This is a genomic window from Coprococcus sp. AF51-11b1 (assembly GCF_027682785.1).
Taxonomy (GTDB): Bacteria; Bacillota; Clostridia; order Lachnospirales; family Lachnospiraceae; genus Allocoprococcus; species Allocoprococcus comes.
The window spans coordinates 118858-142398 of sequence record NZ_JAQCZB010000009.1; the positions used below are offsets into that span (position 1 = coordinate 118858).

Annotated in this window: 23 protein-coding genes and 1 pseudogene; 13 read left to right on the plus strand and 11 right to left on the minus strand. The window is 45.0% G+C overall.

The genetic code is table 11. The annotated features are described in order from the left end of the window. Window position 1: 1 nt before the first annotated feature. The 4 genes from argB to argC are packed head-to-tail and all read right to left on the minus strand — an operon-like array spanning window position 2 to window position 3674. A complete protein-coding gene (gene argB, locus PGY05_RS10200) occupies window positions 2-889 on the minus strand; it encodes an acetylglutamate kinase (RefSeq protein ID WP_008374684.1) in 888 nt (295 codons plus the stop codon). 12 nt (window positions 890-901) lie between these two features. Further along, window positions 902-2125 carry a bifunctional glutamate N-acetyltransferase/amino-acid acetyltransferase ArgJ gene (gene argJ / locus PGY05_RS10205; protein ID WP_270475823.1) on the minus strand — a complete coding sequence of 408 codons (1224 nt, stop codon included), beginning with the start codon at window positions 2123-2125 and terminating at the stop codon, window positions 902-904. Window positions 2126-2140: 15 nt separating this feature from the next. Beyond that, window positions 2141-2590, minus strand: coding sequence for a GNAT family N-acetyltransferase (locus tag PGY05_RS10210; protein WP_044999341.1), 450 nt, complete (start codon window positions 2588-2590; stop codon window positions 2141-2143). A 43-nt stretch (window positions 2591-2633) separates the two neighbouring features. Next, window positions 2634-3674 (minus strand): N-acetyl-gamma-glutamyl-phosphate reductase, encoded by a 1041-nt coding sequence (gene argC, locus PGY05_RS10215; protein WP_022220715.1) that lies wholly within the window; start codon window positions 3672-3674, stop codon window positions 2634-2636. Window positions 3675-4259: 585 nt separating this feature from the next. Here argC and PGY05_RS10220 point away from each other — a divergent pair. Then, window positions 4260-5591, plus strand: coding sequence for an MATE family efflux transporter (locus PGY05_RS10220; protein WP_270475824.1), 1332 nt, complete (start codon window positions 4260-4262; stop codon window positions 5589-5591). Window positions 5592-5672: 81 nt separating this feature from the next. Here PGY05_RS10220 and PGY05_RS10225 read toward each other — a convergent pair whose 3' ends face one another. Continuing rightward, on the minus strand, window positions 5673-6179 hold the full coding sequence (locus tag PGY05_RS10225) for a methylated-DNA--[protein]-cysteine S-methyltransferase (protein ID WP_008374672.1): 507 nt from the start codon (window positions 6177-6179) through the stop codon (window positions 5673-5675). A 269-nt stretch (window positions 6180-6448) separates the two neighbouring features. Beyond that, a complete protein-coding gene (locus PGY05_RS10230) occupies window positions 6449-6634 on the minus strand; it encodes a hypothetical protein (RefSeq protein ID WP_173689900.1) in 186 nt (61 codons plus the stop codon). A gap of 628 nt (window positions 6635-7262) precedes the next feature. Here PGY05_RS10230 and PGY05_RS10240 point away from each other — a divergent pair. Next, entirely contained in the window at window positions 7263-8483 is a 1221-nt protein-coding gene (locus tag PGY05_RS10240; protein WP_008374664.1) for an argininosuccinate synthase, read from the plus strand. Window positions 8484-9117: 634 nt separating this feature from the next. On the opposite strand, the gene PGY05_RS10245 is transcribed toward PGY05_RS10240, so the two are convergent. From PGY05_RS10245 to PGY05_RS10255, 3 genes are read right to left on the minus strand one after another with little or no spacing between them, the layout of a single operon-like run. Next, complete coding sequence (locus PGY05_RS10245) at window positions 9118-10626, minus strand: ATP-binding protein (RefSeq protein WP_270475825.1); 1509 nt, start codon at window positions 10624-10626, stop codon at window positions 9118-9120. Then, on the minus strand, window positions 10623-11927 hold the full coding sequence (locus PGY05_RS10250; RefSeq protein ID WP_270475826.1) for a vWA domain-containing protein: 1305 nt from the start codon (window positions 11925-11927) through the stop codon (window positions 10623-10625). The genes PGY05_RS10245 and PGY05_RS10250 overlap by 4 nt, the downstream gene beginning before the upstream one ends. Window positions 11928-11951: 24 nt before the next feature. Then, complete coding sequence (locus PGY05_RS10255; RefSeq protein WP_195255893.1) at window positions 11952-12941, minus strand: leucine-rich repeat protein; 990 nt, start codon at window positions 12939-12941, stop codon at window positions 11952-11954. Between the two features lie 203 nt (window positions 12942-13144). Here PGY05_RS10255 and PGY05_RS10260 point away from each other — a divergent pair, with 203 nt between their 5' ends. Next, the gene (locus PGY05_RS10260) at window positions 13145-13480 is read left to right on the plus strand and encodes a sporulation initiation factor Spo0A C-terminal domain-containing protein (RefSeq protein WP_008374659.1); all 336 of its coding nucleotides are present in this window, start codon (window positions 13145-13147) and stop codon (window positions 13478-13480) included. Window positions 13481-13642: 162 nt separating this feature from the next. Here the strand turns inward: PGY05_RS10260 and PGY05_RS16675 are convergent. Next, a pseudogene (locus PGY05_RS16675) lies at window positions 13643-13870 on the minus strand (manganese catalase family protein); the annotation flags it as partial. A 212-nt stretch (window positions 13871-14082) separates the two neighbouring features. Here PGY05_RS16675 and PGY05_RS10270 point away from each other — a divergent pair. From PGY05_RS10270 to PGY05_RS10285, 4 genes are all read left to right on the plus strand, one after another. Further along, window positions 14083-17541, plus strand: a complete 3459-nt coding sequence (locus PGY05_RS10270; protein ID WP_256162064.1) for a VaFE repeat-containing surface-anchored protein — start codon at window positions 14083-14085, stop codon at window positions 17539-17541. 213 nt (window positions 17542-17754) lie between these two features. Further along, the gene (locus PGY05_RS10275; RefSeq protein ID WP_018597326.1) at window positions 17755-18069 is read left to right on the plus strand and encodes a YdcP family protein; all 315 of its coding nucleotides are present in this window, start codon (window positions 17755-17757) and stop codon (window positions 18067-18069) included. Window positions 18070-18084: 15 nt separating this feature from the next. Continuing rightward, window positions 18085-18471, plus strand: coding sequence for a YdcP family protein (locus tag PGY05_RS10280; RefSeq protein ID WP_256162063.1), 387 nt, complete (start codon window positions 18085-18087; stop codon window positions 18469-18471). 16 nt (window positions 18472-18487) lie between these two features. Continuing rightward, a complete protein-coding gene (locus PGY05_RS10285; protein ID WP_256162062.1) occupies window positions 18488-19876 on the plus strand; it encodes an FtsK/SpoIIIE domain-containing protein in 1389 nt (462 codons plus the stop codon). A 2-nt stretch (window positions 19877-19878) separates the two neighbouring features. On the opposite strand, the gene PGY05_RS10290 is transcribed toward PGY05_RS10285, so the two are convergent. Then, complete coding sequence (locus tag PGY05_RS10290) at window positions 19879-20079, minus strand: helix-turn-helix domain-containing protein (protein WP_044953538.1); 201 nt, start codon at window positions 20077-20079, stop codon at window positions 19879-19881. Window positions 20080-20184: 105 nt separating this feature from the next. On the opposite strand from PGY05_RS10290, the gene PGY05_RS10295 reads away from it, so the two are divergent. The 6 genes from PGY05_RS10295 (at window position 20185) to PGY05_RS10320 (ending at window position 23470) form a co-directional block, all read left to right on the plus strand. Continuing rightward, a complete protein-coding gene (locus tag PGY05_RS10295) occupies window positions 20185-20595 on the plus strand; it encodes a hypothetical protein (RefSeq protein ID WP_242410381.1) in 411 nt (136 codons plus the stop codon). 231 nt (window positions 20596-20826) lie between these two features. Beyond that, window positions 20827-22044, plus strand: coding sequence for a MobT family relaxase (mobT, locus tag PGY05_RS10300; protein ID WP_242410440.1), 1218 nt, complete (start codon window positions 20827-20829; stop codon window positions 22042-22044). A 3-nt stretch (window positions 22045-22047) separates the two neighbouring features. After that, window positions 22048-22182, plus strand: coding sequence for a DUF3789 domain-containing protein (locus PGY05_RS10305; RefSeq protein WP_242410380.1), 135 nt, complete (start codon window positions 22048-22050; stop codon window positions 22180-22182). Then, window positions 22179-22400 (plus strand): hypothetical protein, encoded by a 222-nt coding sequence (locus PGY05_RS10310; protein ID WP_018597649.1) that lies wholly within the window; start codon window positions 22179-22181, stop codon window positions 22398-22400. The genes PGY05_RS10305 and PGY05_RS10310 overlap by 4 nt, the downstream gene beginning before the upstream one ends. Window positions 22401-22457: 57 nt before the next feature. Next, the gene (locus PGY05_RS10315) at window positions 22458-22961 is read left to right on the plus strand and encodes an antirestriction protein ArdA (RefSeq protein ID WP_270475829.1); all 504 of its coding nucleotides are present in this window, start codon (window positions 22458-22460) and stop codon (window positions 22959-22961) included. 23 nt (window positions 22962-22984) lie between these two features. Beyond that, window positions 22985-23470, plus strand: a complete 486-nt coding sequence (locus tag PGY05_RS10320) for an antirestriction protein ArdA (RefSeq protein WP_256162097.1) — start codon at window positions 22985-22987, stop codon at window positions 23468-23470. Window positions 23471-23541 lie beyond the last annotated feature (71 nt).

Genomic DNA, 23541 nt, shown 5'->3' on the forward strand with positions numbered 1-23541 from the left:
CTTAATCTTCTTCACCGTTTCTTAAAATTGCAGTTCCGATACCTTTCTTCGTGAAAATCTCAAGAAGCAGGCAGTGCGGAATTCTTCCATCCAGAATATGGACTCTGGACACTCCGTTTTCAATCGCTCCTACACAGTTCTGCAGTTTCGGGATCATTCCTCCGGAAATTGCTCCGCTTTCGATCAGTTCATTCGCCTGATCTACAGTAAGAGCTGTGATCAGAGAAGATTTATCCTCGTAGTCTCTGTATACCCCTTCAATATCAGAGAGGAACGCAAGCTTCTCAGCATGAACCGCTTTTGCGATCGAATAAGCTGCATCATCCGCATTGATATTATAAGTGTTGTAATCATCATCGATTCCGACCGGGCATACGATCGGGAGAAAATCTTTATCCAGAAGATCCAGAAGAACCTCTGCATTGACCTTCTTGATATCTCCTACAAATCCAACGTCCTGTCCTGTCATGGAAAGCTTTTTATCAACTCTTAAAAGTCCGCCGTCTTTTCCACTGACACCGATAGCACGCACACCAAGTTCTTCGACCATACGAACCAGATTTTTATTAACCTTGTTCAGTACCATCTCTGCAATTTCCATGGTCTCTGCGTCCGTCACACGAAGTCCGTCGATGAATTTCGGCTCCATTCCGGCTTTACTTACCCATTTACTGATCTCTTTTCCACCGCCGTGAACGATGATCGGTTTGAATCCAACCAATTTCAAGAATGTAACATCCTTGATGACATTTTTCTGGAGTTCTTCGTCCAGCATTGCACTTCCACCGTATTTTACAACGATGATCTTACGGTTGAAACGCTGAATATAAGTAAGCGCCTCAATCAGAACTTCTGCTTTGTCCAGATACTGCTGCATATCCTGATCCATTTTGCTTACCTCCTAGCTTCTGTAATCTGCATTGATGTCAATATATCCGTGAGTCAGGTCACATCCCCATGCGGTTGCGCTTTCGCTTCCCATCTTCACATCAGCAACTGCTTTTACTTCTTCCTGTGAGAGGATCTCCGTTGCTTTTTCTTCACTGTAATCTACCGCTGTACCATTTTCGATGATCTGGATCTTTCCTGCCTTGCTCTCGAAGAACAGATCCACCTTTTCCGGGTCAAACTGTGCTCCGGAATATCCCATTGCACAGAGGATTCTTCCCCAGTTTGCATCATGTCCTGCAATTGCTGCCTTGGTAAGATTTGAGCATACGATTGATTTTGCAAGTGTCTTTGCAGTCTCTTTTGTATCTGCACCAACTACAGTTACTTCAAATAAAGCAGTTGCTCCTTCTCCGTCCCCTGCGATCTTCTTTGCAAGGTATTCGTTGATCTCATGCAATGCTTCCGCAAAGGTCTTATAGCTTTCACTGTCTACCGTGATCACTTCATTTTCAGCCATTGCGTTTGCAAGAAGAACTACAGAATCATTTGTAGAAGTATCTCCGTCTACGGAAATCATATTGTATGTATCATTGACATCATCACTGAGGGCTTTCTGAAGTGCCTCTTTTGTGATTGCTGCATCTGTTGTGATAAAGCTGAGCATGGTGCACATATTCGGATGAATCATACCAGATCCTTTTGCCATACCACCGATGGTAACGGTCTTTCCGGCAACCTCAATCTCTACTGCGATCTGTTTTTCACAGGTATCAGTCGTCATAATTGCTTTTGCTGCCTCAGTTCCGTTTGCCAGTGTATCATTTTTCTTTTCAGCAAGAGCCTTTACCCCTGCCACGATGCGATTAATTGGAAGCTGCTTTCCGATGACACCGGTCGATCCGATCAGTACACCATCTGCATTAATTCCAAGAGCTTCTGCTGCCGCATCTGCTGTGTCCTTGCAGTAGCCAAATCCTTCCGCACCGGTACATGCATTGGCAATTCCGGAATTGACGATCACAGCCTGTGCTTTCGCACCGCTCTTTACAACCTGCTGATCCCATTTTACGCATGCCGCCTTTACAACGTTTGTAGTAAATGTTCCTGCACATTCACATGGAACCTGGCTGTAGATCATTGCCATGTCGGTTCTGTCCTGATATTTGATCTTTGCTGCTGTTGATGCTGCCTCAAATCCTTTTGCTGCGGTCACACCGCCTTCGATAATCTTCATCGTATATAGCCTCCTTTAGCCCTCTTCGATAAATGCTGTAATATTTTCCTCATTTAAAACAAACTCATAGTAGTTGACATCCGGTCTCTTGGTCCATCCGATCGTATTCCAGAACGTATTGCCGATATCATTCTTGGTAAATGCGATCAGTGTGATCTTGTTGATATGTTCCTCTTTCAGAGCTGACATTGCATAGGCAACCATACTCTTTCCGATCCCATGACAGCGGTACGCCGGATCTACACATACATGATAAAAACATCCGGTTCTTCCGTCGTGTCCGCAGAGGATTCCTCCTACTACTTTTCCGTCTATTTCGGCGATCACACTGGTTGTCGGATTCCTTTTCAGGAATCGTTCCACGCCTTCTTTTGAATCATCTATGCTCCGGATTCCAAATCCTTTGATCCGCATCCAAAGTGCATGAAGCTGGTCATAATCTTCTACTGTCATCGCACGAATAATTGTTGTCATATATTTTCCATTCCTTTTCTTTTTCTGCCGTGTTCTACGGGAACATCGGAACCAGATCAAGACCTTCACTTTCCGGAAGTCCAAAGATCAGGTTCATGTTCTGTACAGCCTGTCCTGCTGCACCTTTTACCAGGTTGTCGATCGCACCCATCATAATGATACGGTTTGTTCTCGGATCGATCTTAAATCCGATATCGACATAATTGCTTCCTTCTACCCATTTTGTTTCCGGGTAAACATCTTTCTCCAGAACGCGGACAAATTTTTCATTTGCATAATATTTATCGTAAACTGCTTTTACTTCTTCCCAGGTAACATCCTTTGTAAGCTTCGCGTACTCTGTTGCCAGGATTCCTCTGTTCATCGGAACCAGATGCGGTGTAAAGTTGATCACAACCTCTTTGCCGCTCGCATATCCAAGCTGTTCCTCGATCTCCGGTGTGTGTCTGTGTGTTGCCACACCGTATGCTTTCATATTCTCATTGACTTCACAGTACAGGTTCGGAACCTTTGCCCCTCTTCCTGCTCCGGATGTTCCGGACTTGGCATCAATGATCAACGTATCCATATCGATCAGTCCTTCTTTTGCCAGTGGATAAGCAGTCAGGATGGAGCATGTTGTATAGCATCCAGGATTGGCGATCAGTCTTGCGCCTTTGATATCTTCTCTGTTCACTTCACACAGTCCGTAAACTGCTTCTTCGATAAACTGCGGGCTCTTGTGCTCAATACCGTACCATTTTTCGTAAGTCTTGACATCTTTGATACGGAAATCTGCGCTCAGGTCGATGATCTTAACCTTTGATAAGATTTCTTCATTAACTAATGATGCACACAGTCCCTGTGGAGTTGCTGTGAAAATCACATCTACCTGATCTGCAAGTTGTTCCATATTATCATCTAAACATACCGCATCTACGATCTGAAACATATTGCGGTATACATCTGCATATTTCTTATCAATATAGCTTCTTGAGCCAAACCATTTAATTTCTACGTCTTTATGTCCTGTTAAAATGCGAACCAGTTCTCCTCCGGCGTAACCGGTAGAACCGATGATTCCTGCTTTAATCATGTAAACCATCCTTTCGTAAATGCCGTATTTGTGTATAGATAGGCATAATCATAAATACTATAAACCCATTAATCCCTATTGTAAAGGGGTTCGCGGGAATTGGGGGAATGTTTTTTTGATTGGTGCGGGGACGCTCCTGCGCGAAATATGTTTGCACGCAACCGCGCTTGCGCTTGCCATGCATGCCTAAAGAAATATCCAGTGGATATTTCTTCGGCGCGTCTCAAACGCAGCGGTACTAGGCTCGGCTTTGCTTACGCTCGCCTTGCCAAGTGCCGGCATTTTCGAGGGGTTGCTTAGCAAAGATATTTCGCGCAGGAGCTGTGCACTGACGAATGGAAACATTTTCCGATTGGTTTAGTATACATGGTTTTATTTTGGAAAGCAAGTGGTTTTTTGATTTTTATGCATGTTTCTGTGTATTTTTATGTATAATTTCTTATTTTTATGCATTTATATTTATTTTTATGCATTGTTATGCATTTTTATTATTATAAGATGCATTAGGTCTGTATTCTTTTTATTGACTATTTCAGGAAAATTCAGTTAGTATTAAGGAAGTGATTGTAAAGGAGTTGTTATTTTATGGAACGGGATCTTACTTCGGGGAGTGTTTTTCGGAATGTGATTTATTTTTCGCTGCCTTATTTTTTATCTTATTTTTTGCAGACGCTTTATGGGATGGCGGATCTTTTTATTGTTGGGCAGTTTGATGGGGTTGCCAGTACAACAGCGGTTTCGATTGGGAGCCAGGTGATGCATATGTTGACGGTGATGATCGTGGGGCTTGCGATGGGGGCTACGGTTTCAATCGGGCAGTCTATTGGAGCGGGCGATAAGAAAAGGGCTTCTGTGTTTGTGGGAAATACGGTGATTTTGTTTATGGGGATTTCTCTGGTGCTGGCGGTTTTGCTTCTGTTTTTTGTGAAGCCGGCTGTTGCCGTGATGTCTACACCTGCGGAGGCTGTGTCAGGAACGGCAGCTTATCTGACGATCTGTTTTCTCGGGATTCCTTTTATTACGGCGTATAATGTGATCAGTTCGATTTTCCGCGGACTGGGGGATTCTAAAAGTCCGATGTATTTCATCGCAGTTGCGTGTGCGGTGAATATTATACTGGATTATCTGTTTATCGGATTTTTCCATCTGGGAGCTTCCGGTGCTGCGCTTGGCACAACACTTTCCCAAGCGTGCAGTGTTCTGTTTGCACTGATTGCCATTAAACGTAAGCAGACCGGACTTTCTCTTTCCGGAGACTGTTTCCGCCCACAGAAAAAACCGCTTGGCAAAATTCTGAATATTGGGATTCCGGTAGCGCTTCAGGACGGATTTATTCAGATTGCTTTCTTTGTTATTACGATCATTGCCAACCGGCGCGGACTGAACGCAGCCGCTGCTGTCGGCATTGTGGAAAAAATCATCAGCTTTTTGTTTCTGGTTCCGTCTTCCATGCTTTCGACTGTTTCTGCACTCGCAGCTCAGAATATCGGTGCCGGAAAGTATGATCGTGCAAAGCAGACGCTTCGCTATGCCATGATGATCGCCATTGGATTTGGTCTGGTCGTCTCTATATTGATCCAGTTTATCGCAGCTCCGGTTGTCGGACTTTTCACTGCAGACGCAGCCGTTATTCTTCTCGGCGCGCAGTACATTCGCGGATATATCTGGGATTGTATTTTTGCCGGCGTTCATTTCAGTTTCAGCGGATACTTCTGTGCATGCGGAAAATCTGGAATTTCATTTTTACATAACCTGATCGCTATTTTGTGCGTGCGTATTCCGGGTGTTTATCTGACTTCAAAAATTTTCCCACATACACTGTTTCCGATGGGACTCGCAACCGCTACCGGCTCCTTATTGTCTGTGATCATCTGCATCATTGCTTACCGATGGTTATGTGAAAAATCTGGAAAATAGAATACAGGATCGGACTCTTACGGATTTCTCCAGATCATCAAAAATGGTGACTCACTACGAGCCACCATTTTTGATGATCACTTATCTGATATGCGCTTCTTCATGTGCAAGCAGCCATTCTTTCTTTTCAAGTCCACCGGCATATCCGGTCAGGCTTCCGTCGCTTCCGATGACCCGGTGACAGGGAATAATCACAGAGATCGGATTATGTCCGACCGCACCTCCGACTGCCTGCGGCGAGATACTTTTCGCGCCCCGTTTTACTGCAAGGATCTTTGCGATCTTTCCATAAGTAATGGTACATCCATATGGGATTTTTGCGATAATCTTCCATACTTCTTTTCGGAAATCACTTCCTGCAGGTGCAAGAGGAAGTTCTTCCGGATCCGGATCCTGCCCTGCAAAATACCGATCCAGCCAGTACTCTGCCTGATCCAGTACCGGCAAGTCTTTCTTCTCCTCAAAATCTTCTATAATCTTGTCCATATAGTATTTCTGTCCTTCAAACCATGCACCGACAAGTACATCCTCCCTTGCTCCAAGCGTAATTTTCCCGATCGGCGAATCATAGTAGCTTACATACAGCATTTTTCATTCTTCCCCTTTTTCATCCGTCCTGATACCTATGTTTTTGAGGATTGCGAGAGTGCAAAGCACGTAGCAATCTGGTATCAAAGGGGTCAAAATACCTTTGGACCCCAACATCTTAAAAATAAAAACAAAATTCCTTAACTTTTGTACCATTCAAATTATAAAATGGAGATTTTTTCCTGTCAATCTTCTTATCCGCGAATTTGTCCATTTCCAAAGATCACATACTTTTTCGTGGTAAGGGCTTCCTGCCCCCAGTCGCTTTCCTATGCCCAAGCGATCCACTCATCAATCTGCCTTGCCGCTTCGTCTCCCCGGATCTCTACCCCTTTTGCCGAAAGCCGGTCACAGATCACCGGAAACGCCTCCTCTGCAATTTTCCGGATTCTGTTTTCATTTAGAAGAAGCCGGTCGATCAGTGGCTCTGTCATCTTATTTTTTCTTGCAAGCATAATATCCTTTTGGTTTTCTTCTATTATATATGCCTGTTTGACAGAACCAGCCGGCTTCTCACTGATTCCAAGGACATTTTTCCCGATACCGACTGCACCGGAAGATACTACGATTATTTCTTTTCCTTTAGGGTGGCTCTTAATTCCATTTCGTTTTTCCTCTTTTCAATTCATATTCTTAGTAGGTATAAATAAAAGAAGCAGAAAAAGAGTATGCGGCGATACCTTTTCTGCTTCTTTTTTCACTACCGAATCATAATACTTCAATGACATATGTTATTCTTATTCATTTTATGCATATCACTCATCTCGCCGGTCCCTTTCTTCCTTTAGCGTGTTACCTTGTTACTTTTTGTTATATTTTACGGATTTTTGTGCAAATGTCAAGTATTTTCCTTATTTATCTTTATATTTTCTGTTTAATCTTCTTCTATCCTTCTTTTTTCTTATTACTCTCTTTCCTTTTTTATACATAATTATGCATATTTTATGTATATTTTTACTTTTATTTGCATAAAAATAACATTTTTAAAAGTTTTTTCATTTTATTATTGCATAAATATAAAAAATGGTGTATAGTGGGTTGTGAATTGAATACAAAAGAAAATTTTTAGGAGGTTTATATACAATGAAAGAAAAAGTAGTTCTTGCATATTCTGGTGGTCTTGATACTACCACACTGATCCCTTGGTTAAAGGAGACATTTGATTATGAAGTAATCTGCTGCTGTATCGACTGCGGACAGGGCGAAGAGCTGGATGGTCTTGATGAAAGAGCAAAACTCGCAGGTGCTTCTAAATTATACATCGAAGATATCACTGATGATTTCTGTGACAACTATATTATGCCATGTGTACAGGCAAATGCTGTTTACGAAAATGCATACCTTCTCGGAACTTCTATGGCTCGTCCGGCAATCTCCAAGAGACTTGTTGAAGTAGCAAGAAAAGAAGGTGCTACTGCTATCTGCCACGGTGCTACCGGAAAAGGAAATGACCAGATCCGTTTCGAGCTTTCTATCATGGCTCTTGCCCCGGATCTTAAGATCATCGCTCCTTGGAGAATGACAGATCTGTGGACACTTCAGTCGCGTGACGATGAGATCGCTTACTGTAAAGCTCACGGAATCGATCTTCCGTTTGACGCAAGCCACAGCTATAGCCGTGACCGTAACTTATGGCACATCAGCCACGAAGGACTGGAACTTGAAGATCCATCCTGCGAACCAAATTACGCTGATCTTCTTGTTCTTGGAAATACACCGGAAAATGCACCGGATGAAGATGAATATGTAACTATGACATTTGAAGAAGGTGTTCCGAAGACAATCAACGGCGAAGCCATGAAGGTTTCTGATATCATCCGCAAACTCAACGAACTTGGCGGCAAGCATGGTATCGGTATCGTTGATATCGTTGAGAACCGTGTTGTTGGTATGAAATCCCGTGGTGTTTATGAAACTCCTGGTGGAACAATCCTGATGGAAGCTCACAAACAGCTTGAAGAACTGGTTATCGACCGTGCTACCATGGAAGTTAAGAAAGATCTTGGCAACAAACTCGCTCAGGTTGTATACGAAGGAAAATGGTTCACACCACTTTGTGAAGCTCTTCGTGCTTTCGTAAAATCTACCCAGAAATATGTTACAGGTGAAGTTAAATTCAGACTTTACAAAGGAAATATCATTAAAGCCGGAACTACTTCTCCATACTCACTTTACAATGAATCTCTGGCAAGCTTCACAACTGGTGATATGTACGATCATCATGATGCAAGCGGATTCATCACTCTGTTCGGACTTCCGCTGAAGGTTCGTGCGATGAAGAATCTTGAGGTAAACAATAAATAATTGTATATCCCAATACTGACAGATTTAAAGGACGTTGATATGAAATTATCAGCGTCCTTTTTCTGAACATCTTAAACAGAAAAATACCATTCTTCCTGTTCTTCATTCCATGCAGTACGTATTTTTCTATCTTCAAAAAGCTGAATAGAATTTTTCGTCCATATACTTCAATCTCCTCGAAATATGTGCTTTACATTTTAACATGAAAAAAGGTGTTTATCTACATGAAATGTAAGTTTCACTCCAACAGGCTCGTCAGGCATAAAATGTCATTTTTATAATTATGCTATAGTAGTTATCAGCCATTTATGATTCATATAAAGGCATATCCACCCCGTATTCTCTATCAATCCCCATACAGATCTGCTCAAATATCTGATTTGGCAGATATACACCTTACTTTCCGCTTTCAGGCAGCTCTCCCAGTGATAGTTTCCCCGGCACAACGCAGTTCCAAGACCGGGAGACACGCGCAAAGTGAGATCATATTTCAGGCGATACTCCCCTGGTTTTATTTCGGGAAGTTCCTTACAAAATTGCAGATCTGGCATGAATTTCATTCCCATTTCTTCTGCTTTCTATCATTATATGACACCACAGGCACAGTCGTTCTTATTCTGTCAGTTCTTGCTCTTTAATCTTCAACCAGTCCTCTTTCCACTACATTTTCCACGGCATCCATCTGTTCCAGGATTTCTTCACGGCGTTCATCCAAAAGTAAACCTTTGTTGTATTTGTAATACATCGCACAGTCATTTTCCCGCAGGAACGCAATGCTGTACACATTACTGTTGAGTTCCGTGACAAATACTGCCATTTCCTGGCTCTCGCCGAAAGCAGATTCCAGGAATTCAAAGCAGTGATTCAGCGTTTCTAGTGTCTTATCTGCCATTTGCTCTCTCTGCTCTTCTTCGCTGTCAAATGTGGTCTTTACAGACTCAAATTCCGGAGCTTTCTGGTATTCTTCCAATTTGCATAAAATACGCTCCATACGGTGCATTTCCGCCTTTGTAAGCTGTCCGGCGGCCTTCTTCTGTTCAACTTCCCGCCTAAGAGACTGAATTTTCGCAGCAAGGACCTCTCCCGGAACTGCACCTTCCTTTTGCAATTCCTCTTTATAAGCACACAGCTGAGCAAACAGTCCCTCCACAAATTTTTCCATCTCATATTCTTCTTTAAAAAGATCTGCCATCTTTCCGACCAGGAGATTTACCACACTCAGCCGCTCATCAAACGACGCAAATTTCAAACGTTCTAAGGTATCTTTTTCATAATATCCTGCAAGGATCCGCTCCAGTCCATACTCCTTCTGATATTTTCGGTAAAGCTCCAGATAATTTGCAAAATCCTTCGCTGTCTTCCAGTGCTGGAGGTACTGATGCACAACCTCACGATCCACCTCTTTACCAAGCTTTTCATAAACCTGGATCAACCTTGACAGGTCTTCCCATCCTCTGGCTGTGACAAACATTTTTCCATCTACTGTATTTTCCATACGATAGAAATTCTCTTTTCGAAGTTCCAGATAAGAAAGCACTGCAGGATGGATTCCAACCTGATACGCATATTCCTTCCAGACATCAAAATCAGCTTCCACATCGATCCGCTTGATCCGGTCCAGTGTCACCACATCAAATTCCCGCACCGACTTATTATATTCCGGCGGATTCCCTGCCGCCACAATGATCCATCCATCCGGCACACTCTGATTACCAAACATCTTGCACTGTAAAAACTGCAGCATAGTCGGCGCCAACGTCTCTGAAACACAGTTGATCTCATCGATAAACAGGATTCCCTCTTTCATGCCGCTCTGCTTTATCTTTTCATATACAGCAGCAATGATCTCACTCATCGTATACTCGGTTACCGAATACTCTTTTCCACCGTAGATCTTTGTCTGAATAAACGGAAGCCCGATCGCACTCTGTCTGGTATGGTGCGTGATCGTATACGCAACCAGTCCGATCTCACATTCCCTTGAAATCTGCTCCATGATCTGTGTTTTTCCAATTCCCGGAGGTCCCATCAGAAGGATCGGTCTCTGATGGATTGCCGGAATCTGATATTCTCCATATTCATCCTTCATCAGGTATGCCTGCACCGCATCCTTGATTTCCTGTTTTGCACGTTTAATATTCATCTATTTCTCACTCCTCTCAAATCTTCTTCATCCAGAACCAGTTTCATCGCCCACGGCGGAACTTCCTGTTCTTCTGCCCCGTCGTCCATAAATACAAACGCGGTCTGGTACAGAGGCATTTTCTGCGGATAAATCCCCTGTCCATCGGTAAAATAGATCACACCCTTCAGTTCAGTGAACCGGTGCGTCGCGATCAGATCATCAATATAGGCAAACGCCGGTCTGAAATCCGTTCCACCTTCCCCGGCAAGATCCAGCTTTTCCATATATTCCTGTAATTCTTCTTTACAGGTAATCTTCCTGTCCGACTGCACCTGGTCATCACATTGTATAATGTGGATATTGACTCTCTGAAAAAAGCTCCCTGCTTCACTTAAAATGCCATAGGTCTCCTCCAGAAATTTTTTTACCAGATCTCCTGAACAGGACATGGAAGTATCGATCACGATTGCAAAATCCTCCACTTTTTTCACTTCTTTCCATTCCTGTGGCTCGATCAGAGGCATATTTCCATAAAGGCGCAGTCCATAACTGTAAAATACATAATCAAAGCTGTCATCATCCACGGTAACCTCTTCCTTCAGCACAGCAAATTTATGCAAAAAGCTGCGGTAGTCATATCGCTGTCGGTTCTCAACCCGGACCTGATCCAGAAAATGCCCGGTATTTGATGCTGCTTCTTTCGAAAAAGTTTCCATATCGGTCTGCATTTTCTCGCTGATATCCTGCCACCTCTGGTTCATTTCGCTTTGTTTTTCATCATCTTCATCTTTTGCCCAGTACTTGTGATCATCCACGGTAAATTCCCGGACCATGCGCTCCATCTCTCTGTCCGAAAGCTTCCATCTTACCAGTACTCCATAAATTTTTTCCGCTGTAAATACCTTGATTTCCTCTTTCAGATCCCGGTAGGTTCTCTGTCTGATCCAGGACTGGCTTTTTCGTATATTCTGAAGGTTCCAGTCGTCAATCACAGATTCTACCGCAATATCCGCCGCCAGGTTCCATACAAGCTCTTCCCGTCCATTTCTGCGAAATACATGTCGGAAAATGCAGTGCAGAACCAGATGTAGATAGGCGCGGTTTACCTCGATCCGGTTCTGCCTGTACTCACCTCCCAGCATCTGCCCGTTAAAATACATTGTCTCTCCGTCTGTAGCAAGAAGGTCTACCGAAAAATCCTGTACATAATAAAACGCCGAAAGCGCCACATCCATAAATCTCATCTTCATATACAGTTCGTTCCTCGTCAGAACCAGTATTTTATGTCCGATTTTTTCCAGACCCTGTTCTAATGACATTTCTTCCAATCTTTCCACCTTCTTTTACAATACAAACTTTTTCTTCTTTTTTGGGAAACTACGGTAACGCTCGTCCATCAAAATAGCTGAAATCTCGGTCTGTCCTGCATCTGCCGCATAAGTAATCGTTTTTCCCAACGCTTGTTCATCAAAATAATGCTCTCTGCAGCAAAAAAGCAGAACCTCCTGCGGATCTCCGGCGGCGATTTCGCGTCTTTCTTTCACCGCATGGATACAGCTTTCTCCAATTCCTTCCATATGCGCCTTTACATAATTTTCATAGCGCAGCTTTGCCGCATCTTCCAGCTTCCACGGATATCGCAGACGCGTCAGAGCCACACTGAAAATTGCCTCTTCCGAATCTCTTGCTTCAGAAAGTGCAAACAACCGGTCGTATTTTCCATAATCCAGTTCCCGCCGGTAAAAGCACTCCCTGTACTCTCCACCGGAACCATAATAATGCGTCTCCACGATCCGCGCCGGCGTATTTTCCACCGCATCTGCGTAATATTCCGGAAACAGGATCTTCGTCTCCGTTCCCTGATAACGCAGTGTTGCAATGATCTGATACCGGATCTCCGTCAGAATTTCCTTAAGACAGGACTTATTTCCATCCATAAAATCAATCTCCACCTTCTCCAGACGGCATCCGGTAAATACCCCGCTCCCCATCCGCACGATTGCATCTGTCCCATGGAAAAGTTTCAGATTCATACATCCATAAAACGCATAATTTCCAATTGACTGTACGGTAGACGGAAGATGGATTTCCCTTACCATTCCACCACAGCAGAGTTCTTCCGGTTGCGCAAAACGATCATTCTCTTCATCTGTCTCTGTCTGATAAACAGATGCATTTTTCTCTTCTTCATCTTTATGCAGTGAAAATGTATATGGAGCAATGCGGATGACAGGAATTCCCTCTATCTGCTCCGGTACTTTTATGATTCCTGAATCCTGCCAGATCCTGAGAATTTCAAGTCCGTTTTCTATTTTCTGATATTGTATCTTCATAAATTTCACTCCTGAAATTGATTCTGTCTGTTCTATCCAATTAAGGATTATAGCAAAAAAAAGCAGATTTTTCCATTATCCGCTTCACACAATATATCGAAATCTCACGAAATATATCGTTATGGACAAAATTATTTACATATCTATAGAATTCCTTTATTCTATAGTTAGATAGTCGGTATGAATATTGGAAGGAGGTTCTTATGTATGATGTCAGGCATGTATTAAGAAAAGCTGGTCTTCGTTCCACGTACTCTGGTTATAACTATCTTGCTTCAGCAGTCGCCCTCGTTCTCAAAGATCAGGAATTTTACCTGAAGAATGTAACCTCTAATCTTTACCGCGTTGTCGGTGAGCAGTATGGCGTTTCCAACATGTGTGTTGAAGCCGCCATCCGTACAATGATCAACAGTTATTGGAATCAGAATTCCAATAAAATTTTAAGCCCGCTGCTTGGTTATCCTGTATTTGACAAACCGACCGCATCCGAATTTATTTCGATGCTGGCTGATTATATCCAGGATCATTCCTCTCGTTAATTATTAGATACTGGTAGAACTTATGCATTATCGTATATCAGCATGGTATATACAGAATAACGTTAGTAGGCTGACATTTAAAAAAGGTGCAGCCTATGAGGTCGCACCTTTTTTATCAAACCGGATTTTCATAATTGGGGACGTTTTTCCATACGCGCTGTTTTAATTGCCACAACTACTATTTGAATCCGTATCAAACTCCGGATTGATTGCATAAAAGTTCTTACTGTTCAGATTATCCTGCACGATCCTTAAACTTTCTCCAAATCTTTGGTAATGTACAATTTCCCGCTTTCTTAAAAAACGAATCGGATCACATACTTCCGGGTCTTTTACAAGCCTTAAAATGTTGTCATACGTCGTCCTGGCTTTCTGTTCTGCTGCAACCTCATAAGAACAACATAGGCGAAAAGCCTTATAAACACGTTGTTTTTCGTGGTACAGGCTTTCCCTAGCTGCGATTGCATAAGGACAAAAAGTATATTATATAGAAGATAAAGCAAACTATCCTGCAAAAAATTCCATAGTTTCGATAGACCGGACGTTCAGAAATGAGCGTCTATTTTTTTAACCAAAATCACGAAAGGAGGATTTACAACGATATGAAAAAGATTATGAACCGTCTGCTTGCTGGCGTACTAAGTCTGGCTGCGGTATTCGCCACCTTACCAGCTTCACAGGTACAGGCTGCGGAGAAGCAATACTGGACAGACGCACAGGAAAAGGCAGGCTATGTAGAAAAAGTCATGAATGATGGCAGTATCGGTTCTACATTCCATGAGGGCATTATGCAGGTGGAGGGAGAAACCGCCTACTGTATTGACATCAACACAGATTTTCAGTCCGGCTACAAAACTCGTTCGGACGCAAGTTCCCGTATGAGTGCCGACCAGATTGCTGACGTTGCCCTCTCACTGGAATACGTCAAACAGTATGCAGCCAGCCACAAGGAGCTGAATTACAAACAGGTCTATCTATTGGAGCAATGCGTTGTCTGGCAGCGTTTGAGCGTACATTTAGGATGGAACTGCGACAATGTACGAGCTGCCTATGACGAGGTATCCAAAGAGGTACAAGACGAGGTATACGCTGGCGCAAAGGCATTTGTAAAAGCCAACAAAGGACGCTACGACTGCGGCGGCTATATCTATTCCGGCGACGGGCAGGAATTAGGACAGTTCTGGGCGAAGCTGGATGTGGGAAATGCGGCACTTCAAAAGGTGTCCTCCAATCCCACCATTACCAACGGAAACAACAGCTATTCCCTCGCTGGTGCGACGTATGGTGTCTTTGCTGATAAAGGCTGCAAGGAACAGCTTGCCACCCTTACGACAGATAAGGACGGGAACACCGAAGCGGTGGAGGTAAAGGCTGGTAACGTCTATATCAAAGAGCAGTCCGTTCCGGCGGCAGGTTTCCAATTAGACAAGACGGTATATCCCTTGACCGTCAAAGCTGGCGAAACATCCACCTTGAAAGTCAGCGATACACCCAAAGTCACAACCACATTGATTGAGCTTTTTAAGATAGACATGGAAACATCAAAGGGAGCGGCACAAGGGGCAGCTTCTTTGGAGGGTGCAGAGTTTATCTGGAATTATTATGATGGGTACTACAACAAAGACAACCTGCCAGCAAAGCCGACCCGTTCATGGACGACAAAGACCGTAGCTGAAAAAGGCAGTGACGGAGCGACCCATTACATCACAAAGCTGACAGATAGTTATAAGGTATCCGGCGACAGCTTCTACTTACAGGATGGCGTACCATGCCTGCCGCTTGGAACACTGACCGTATCTGAAAGTAAGAGTCCGACAGGCTACTTATTAGAGGGTGCGTATATGCAGGCAGGTGGCAGTGAGGAACAGATTAAGGGAATGTATCTGGCACAGATCACCGAAGATGGGGAGCTGGCGGTACTTACAGGCAGCAACCAGTATTCCGTATCCGACAAGGTTATCCGTGGCGGCGTAAAAGTCCAGAAGCGTGACTTTGAAACAAAGGACACGAAGCCACAGGGCGGTGCAACATTAAAAGATACGGAGTTCACCATCACCAGCCTAAATGAGAACGCTGTGCTGGTGGATGGCAAGCTCTACAACAAAGGCGAGGTTGTGAAAACCATCCTTACAGGCATTGACGGTATTGCTTCTACGGCTGCGGATACACTGCCTTACGGAACATACCGCATTGATGAAAGCAAGAGTCCGGCAGGCTACTTGACGACAGGTGCGGTTTCCCGTGAATTTACCATTAAGGAAAATGGCAAAATCGTGGATTTGACTGGTGCGGAACAATCCATCTACAACCAGATCAAGCGTGGCGACATTGAGGGTGTGAAAATCAGCGACGGTACACACAAGCGTCTTGCTGACGTTCCGTTCCGCATTACCAGCAAGACCACAGGTGAGAGCCACGTTGTCGTGACTGATAAAAACGGACAGTTCTCTACCGCTTCTGACTGGGTATCCCATAAGCAGAATACCAACAGGGGCAAGACCAGGGAGGACGGTATCTGGTTCGGTACGTCTGAACCGGACGACTCCAAAGGTGCGCTGCTGTACGATACCTACAAGATTGAGGAATTGCGCTGCGACAGTAATAAGGGGTTTAAGCTCATTCCGGCTTTTGAGATTGTGGTTTCCAGAGATAAGGTAGTCATTGACTTGGGAACGCTCACGGACGACTACGAAAAAGAAATCTCTATCCATACCACCGCTGCGGATAAAGCCACGGGTGAGAAATCAATCATTGCCGGAAAAGAGGTCACGATTGTGGATACGGTCACGCTGGACGGTCTGAAAAAAGGCACAAAGTACCAGCTCAAAGGCTGGCAGATGGTAAAGGACGAAAACACCGAGCTTCTTGTTGATGGTGAGCGTGTGGAGAGTGAATACACATTCACCGCTGATAGCGAGGAAATGAAAGTCAAGGTGGAATATACGTTCAATGCTTCTGCGCTTGGCGGTAAAGACTTGGTTACTTTTGAAGAATTGTACGACTTATCTAACAAGAACGAGCCTGTCAAAGTGGCTGAACACAAGGACATTGAGGACGACGGGCAGACGGTATCCATCAAAGAGCGTGTTATTAAAATCCATACCACTGCTGCGGACAAAGCCACGGGCGAGAAAGTAATCGTTGCTGGCAAAGAGGTCACAATCGTGGATACGGTCACGCTGGACGGTCTGGAAGTGGGTACAAAATACCAGCTCAAAGGCTGGCAGATGGTAAAGGATGAAAACACCGAGCTTCTCATGGATGGCAAGCGTGTGGAGAGTGATTATACATTTACTGCCGACAAAGAAGAAATGAAAGTGGAGGTCACCTTTACATTCAACGCTTCTGCCCTTGGCGGCAAGAACTTGGTGACGTTTGAGGAACTCTACGACGTAACCAATCCCGACAAGCCTGTAAAGGTTACGGAGCATAAAGACATTGAGGACGAGGGGCAGACGGTTCTTATCACAGAGCGCATAATCAAAATCCATACCACAGCCACTAGCAAAGACGGTGAAAAAGTCATAGAAGCTGGCAAAGAGGTCACAATCGTGGATACGGTCACGCTGGATGGTCTGGAAGTAGGTACAAAATACCAGCTCAAAGGCTGGCAGATGATAAAGGATGAAAATGCCGAGCTTCTCATTGACGGGAAACGTGTAGAAAATGACTACACATTCACCGCTGCCGACACCAAAATGGAGGTGGAAATTTCCTTTACGTTCGACGCTTCAAAGTTGGGCGGCAGGCAGCTTGTGACCTTTGAGGAACTCTACGACATCACCAATCCCGACAAGCCTGTAAAAGTCACAGAACATAAGGACATCACAGACAAGGGGCAGACGGTCACAATCAAGGAAGTGCCGGAAACACCTGCGCCCGAAGAACCAAAGAAACCGGAATCACCAGACACACCGAGCCATAAGGTGACGGACTCCCCCAAAACGGGTGATAACACCAATGTGGCTGCCTTTGCTGTCCTGCTTGGACTCTCTGCGGCTGGTCTTGCTTTTGCAGCCTATAAGAAACGCCGTTCCATGAAGCATGACAGTGATAAATAAAGTGTGAGGTGACTGCCTATGAAGCTGCATACACGCTCACCGCCTGCCGGGGTGATTCAAACTGCCGCATATAACCTTTACACTGTTTCTTTTCTGTCAATCGTCTTTTTGATTGATAGAAAAAAACAGTCCACTAGGGGGTATGGGGGATTGTAGCTCCCCCATGCTCTTTCCTTAAAGCTACGCACATAAAAAGAAAAGAGGTAAAAACATATGGAATTAAAACACGTAATCCCTAACATGGAAAAGACATTCGGAAACTTGGAATATGCCGGAGAGGGCAAGACCGAGCAGCGTCGGGTAAACGGGCGCATGACGGTCATTTCCCGAAGTTTCAATCTGTATTCTGACGTACAGAGAGCCGACGACATTATTGTTGTCCTGCCTGCTTCTGCCGGAGAGAAAAATTTTGAGGTAGAGGAAAAGGTAAAACTTATCAACCCGAAAATCACGGCTGACGGTTACAAAATCGGCACTCGTGGATTTACCAACTATATCCTGTCCGCTGACGACATGGTGAAAGCATAAGGAGGTCAAGAGATTATGAGATTAGCAAACGGAATTATCATTGACAAGGAAAAGACTTTCGGGGTGTTGAAATTCTCTGCCCTTAGACGTGAGGTACACATCCAGAATGAAGATGGTACGGTATCCGAGGAAATTAAGGAGCGCACCTATGATTTGAAGTCCAGAGGACAGGGGCGCATGATACAGGTGAGTATCCCGGCTTCTGTGCCTTTGAAAGAATTTGACTACAACGCCGAGGTGGAGATCATCAACCCTGTGGCAGACACGGTGGCAACCGCCACGTTTCAAGGGGCAGATGTTGACTGGTACATCAAAGCCGACGACATTGTATTGAAGAATAAAGGCGGTCAGCCAGTAGCCAGCCCACAGAACCATAATCAGCAGCCACAAGGCAAAAAATAACAGAAAGGACTAAGCCATGAGGAATTTTCAAAGAAAAGGCAACCGTATCCGAGCCAGTGACAGGTCGCTGGTGGTGCGCTCATTGGGCGGTCGGCTGGCGTGCCTGTTCCTTGCGGTCGTGCTGCTTTTGAATATCAACACGCTGCTGCATACGGACTGGAACACGGTTTCGCTCTTTCAGAATGGCAGCATTAAGCTCACGGTCACGCCCTACATGATAGTATCTCTCATAGTAGCGGTGCTGGTGTGCGGCTTGTCTGCGTTCCTGTACGCCCGCTACCAGCCGGACAGGATAAAACAGCTCTGTCACCGTCAAAAGCTGTCACGGATGATATTGGAAAATGGTTGGTATGAGTCCGAGCAGTCACAGGATGGCGGATTTTTCAAAGACCTGCCAGCCAGCAGGTCAAAGGAGAAAATCACCCACTTTCCCAAAGTGTACTACCGCCTAGATAATGGACTCATTCACATACTGGCAGAAATCACGCTGGGTAAATATCAAGACCAGCTCCTGCACTTGGAAAAGAAGCTGGAAACAGGCTTGTACTGTGAGCTGGTTTCCAAAGAACTGAAAGACAGCTTTGTGGAATATGTGCTGCTCTATGACACCATTGCCAACCGTATTACCATAGACGAGGTACAGGCGGCAGGTGGCAGCCTGCGGCTCATGAAAAATGTCTATTGGGAATATGACAAGCTCCCCCATATGCTCATTGCTGGCGGCACTGGCGGCGGTAAGACCTATTTTATCCTTACCATCATAGAAGCACTCCTGCGTACCAACGCCAAACTGTATGTGCTTGACCCGAAGAACGCCGACCTTGCCGACCTGTCCGCTGTCATGCCCGAAGTCTATTACCGCAAGGAAGAAATTACGGAATGTATTGATAGGTTCTATGATGGCATGATGGAACGAAGCGAAACCATGAAGCTCATGGACGGTTACAAGACGGGGGAAAACTATGCCTATTTAGGTCTGCCGCCCCACTTCCTCATTTTTGACGAGTATGTGGCGTTTATGGAAATGCTGACGACAAAGGAAAACGCTTTGGTCTTGAATAAACTGAAACAGATTGTCATGCTTGGGCGGCAGGCAGGCTATTTTCTTATTCTCGCCTGCCAGCGACCCGACGCAAAATACCTTGGCGACGGTATCCGTGACCAGTTCAATTTCCGTGTGGCACTTGGCAGGATGTCAGAGCTTGGGTATTCTATGATGTTCGGTGAGGTGGACAAAAACTTTTTCTTAAAGCAGATCAAAGGGCGTGGCTACGTGGATACGGGAACAAGCGTCATATCAGAGTTTTACACTCCCCTCGTACCAAAAGGGCATGACTTTTTAATGGTGATTGGGGAGCTGGCAGGAAAGGAGGTGAAAAAAGAAGCTACGGGAACATCCCCATAGCTTTAACGTAACTTCAATATGTCGTTTGGCGTGCAGTCAAGAAATTCACACAATCTGGCAAGTATCGCAAGGTCTACTCTGGTGACTTTGCCCTTGCAGTAATTATTGAGCTGTGTGCGTTGGAGCTTACAGGCTTCACATACCTTGTTCTTGCTGATATTCTTCTCTTTCAAGAGCCGCTCTAAATCAATGTATACCATCATTCTTTTACACCCGTCCTTTTGGTTAAATTATATATACAACTGTATTGAAAAATAAGATGTATTACAGTACACTGTATGTATATACAGGGTAAAGGAGTATTCTGGATGGGCAGGAAGAAATCAATCGTTCTTGCCGCTGTATCTATTGTGGCAGTCATAGCGGCAGATTATTTACAGAATGGACGGGAAATGTCAGTTTACAACAGCCGTTCCTTTACGGCAGGAGCTTATAAGGAAGAACACCTTATTATCGTGGTGAACAGGCTGTATATCCCCGACAAAATGGATTGTGCAAGGGAGATCGTCAGAAAATGCAGGAAAAACAACTTCGGCAACATACTGTTCAGCTATGATTATGGTATCCCCAATGAGCTGCACGCTTCGGTGTACTTATCTGAACATGACGTAAAACGAGGTGAACCCGTATTCAGACTTAGTTACACAGTAAAAGGGGGTACTCTGACCGACTATAACATTGTGGACAATCCACAGGAGTTTGAATTGGTGATTGAATAAAAACGACCAAAGGCAGGACGGACAGGCGGCGTGCGAAGCGAAAGCCGCTGGTTCGTCCTAGCCGTGTTGGGGCGGCTTGCCGCCACAACCATTCGCCCCCGGTATCTAACAGGGGGGCACAAATACAATAGGAAACAGTCAAAGAAGTTGGGAAAGTCCTTGTAAATCAAGGATTTTTTCTACTTTCAGAGGATGTCAACTGGAACGCTTCTAGTTGACACTTTTTCCAGAATGGAGGGATTTTTACTGAATGATACAGAATGGAATACGGATTTAAAAGAAAAACGGCTGGCATATGGCGTTTCACAAAATAAGCTGGCGGTGGCGGCTGGAATTACAAGGCAGTATCTTGGGAAGATAGAGTCCGGCGGTGCTGCTCCCAGCGAGGAAATTAAAGAAAACCTGCTGCAAGCTCTGGAACGGTACAATCCAGAAACACCGCTTACCATGCTGTTTGATTATGTGCGGATACGCTTTCCCACCACAGACGTGAGGTTTGTGGTTGAAACCATCCTTAAATTAAAGCTGGATTTTATGATACATGAGGACTTTGGCTTCTACTCCTATCCAGAGCATTACTACATGGGGGATATATTCGTCTTGGTTTCCCCCGAACAGGAAAAGGGGGTGCTGCTGGAACTGAAAGGAAAAGGCTGCCGCCAGTTTGAAAACTTCCTGCTGGCACAGCATAGGAACTGGTACGACTTCTTCACGGACGCTCTCTGCGAGGGCGGCGTGTTCAAGCGGATAGACCTTGCAATCAATGATATGGTTGGGATACTGGACATTCCAGAGCTGACCGCTAAATGTAGGAATGAGGAATGTATTTCCGTATTCCGAAGTTTCAAGTCCTACCGCTCCGGCGAGCTGGTGCAGAGCCACGAGGAAAACAAGTCCGGCATGGGGCACACGCTCTATATCGGTTCGCTGAAATCAGAAGTCTACTTCTGTGTGTATGAAAAAGCTTACGAGCAGTACGTGAAATACGACATCCCTGTTGAGGAAACGCCTGTCAAGAACCGCTTTGAAATCCGCTTGAAGAATGAGCGAGCTTACTATGCGGTGCGTGACCTGCTGACCTACTATGACGCTGAACGCACTGCGTTTTCCATCATCAACCGCTATGTGCGGTTTGCCGATAAGGACGAAACAAAGCGACGGAGCGAATGGCAGACAAATGACCGCTGGGCGTGGTTTCTCGGTGAGGGGCGTGGGCGGCTGAAACTGACGACCGAACCCGAACCGTACAATTTCCAGCGTACCTTAAACTGGCTGGCAAGGCAGGTCGCCCCTACCTTACAGGTAGCGGAAAAACTGGATAAACAGAATAACACGACAATCATTAAAGACATGGTGAAAAATGCGAAGCTCTCCGACCGATTGGAAAAGGTCTTGCAGCAGCTCTCTGTCACCGTGGAAGATATGACTGTCAAGGACAAGGAGGTATAAAAAATGTGGCACATATTGTTTGACCTGCTGCTGGTATCGGCAGGCATGGGAATGGGCGTGGTGCTTATGTGTATCCTGCAAGTCGGGAAAGAAGCGGACACCCACTTAGAAAAAATGGAAAGGAGCAATGAAAAATGAACTTTGGACAGAACCTTTACAACTGGTTTTTGAGTAACGCTCAGAGCCTTGTGCTAATGGCAATCGTGGTGATTGGCATTTACTTAGGCTTTAAGAGAGAATTTAGCAAGCTGATTGGCTTTCTGGTGATTGCCTTAATCGCTGTCGGTCTGGTATTTAATGCCGCTGGTGTGAAAGACGTACTCTTAAACCTGTTCAACAAGATTATCGGAGCTTAAAATCAAGGGTTTGCGCCTGTCGCAAACCTACCCAATAAAAGGATGTGATTCATAACAATGTTTGAAATGAGATTATATATCCTCAACACCACAAAGCCTTATAGCGACGACGAGGACGAGTATACAGGTGCATGGTTTCCCTGCCCTGTAACCTTTGAGGAAATCAAGGAAAAGTTAGGCGTGGAAAAAGAGGAAGATTTTGAAATTGAGGACTACGAGCTGCCCTTTTCCCTAAGTCCTGATATGCCCCTTTGGGAAATCAACGCCCTGTGCCGCATGGTGCAGGAAATCGAGGGCACGCCCCTTGGCAATGAATTAAGCGATATACAGGCAAAGTGGTTTCACAACATCAGCGACTTTTTCGACCACAAGGACGAGATACGCCACTATGATGTGCCGGACTCCGCTTCTCTTGCAGAATACCTTGTCATGGAGGAACGCCGCTTCGGGGAGCTGCCGCCGGAACTTATGAAGCACATAGACTTCATTTCCTACGGTCATGAGCTGGAACAAAGCGACGAATACCTCTTTACGACCAGCGGCGTATTCCGCTATCGGTAAGGCGGTGGCTGCCTTTGGAGGAAATGCGTATCTATATTGCCAACCTTGGCAAGTACAACGAGGGGGAGCTTATAGGCGACTGGTTCACGCCGCCTGTGGACTACGACGAGATGGCAGAACGGATTGGCTTGAATGACCGATACGAAGAATACGCCATCCATGACTATGAGCTGCCCTTTGAAATCGACGAGTACACGCCCATTGAGGAAGTCAACCGCCTGTGCGCTATGGTGGAAGAACTGGACTATCCGCTGGATGAGGTGATTGACGACCTGCTCTGCCATTTTTGCAGCGTGGAGGAACTCTACGACCACAAGGACGACATCATCCAGTACCCTTGCGACAACATGGTGGACGTTGCCTACCACTTGATTGACGAGTGCGGCGTTCTGGGCGAGATACCCGACCGATTGCGTAACTACATAGACTATGAAGCCTTTGCCCGTGACATTGACTTGGAGGGGTGCTTCATAGAAACCAGATACGGAGTCTTTGAGTGCCCGTATTAACAAGCTGGCAGACCTGCACAAACGTGTGATTCTGGCAGCTTATTTTAATAGCAGCAGTCTGTGAAATGCAG